We start from the raw sequence: 502 nt of genomic DNA on the forward strand, positions 1-502 counted from the left end.
ACCGGCACCTTCGCGGCGAAAAAAGAGCACCTCACGGAAAAAGCAACGAAATCTGCCTGCGGTTTCTCCCGCTATGGTCGCTATTGCTGCCGCCGTTCTTGTGACCTTTATCGGTGGTCTGTACTTCATTACGCATCACAAGAAAGAAGAGTCCGAGACGCTGCAAAGCCAGAAAGTGACCGGAAACGGACTACCACCAAAACCAGAAGAACGCTGGCGCTACATTAAAGAGCTGGAAAGTCGCCAGCCGGGTGTGCGTGCGCCCACAGAACCTTCTGCCGGTGGTGAAGTGAAAACGCCGGAGCAACTGACACCAGAACAACGCCAGCTTCTTGAACAAATGCAGGCCGATATGCGCCAGCAGCCAACGCAGCTGGTTGAAGTTCCGTGGAATGAGCAGACGCCGGAACAGCGTCAGCAAACGCTACAGCGCCAGCGTCAGGCGCAGCAATTAGCGGAGCAGCAACGCCTGGCTCAGCAGTCGCGTACGACTGAACAAAGC

At 56.0% G+C, this 502-nt stretch carries 1 protein-coding gene; it reads left to right on the top strand.

The window, feature by feature from the left end; all coding sequences use genetic code 11:
* The coding region (gene ftsN, locus GVK91_RS27175; protein ID WP_159732756.1) for a cell division protein FtsN at window positions 1–502 on the top strand (502 nt) is incomplete at both ends.

Source organism: Sphingobacterium sp. 18053, from assembly GCF_902706145.1.
GTDB lineage: Bacteria > Bacteroidota > Bacteroidia > Sphingobacteriales > Sphingobacteriaceae > Sphingobacterium > Sphingobacterium paramultivorum.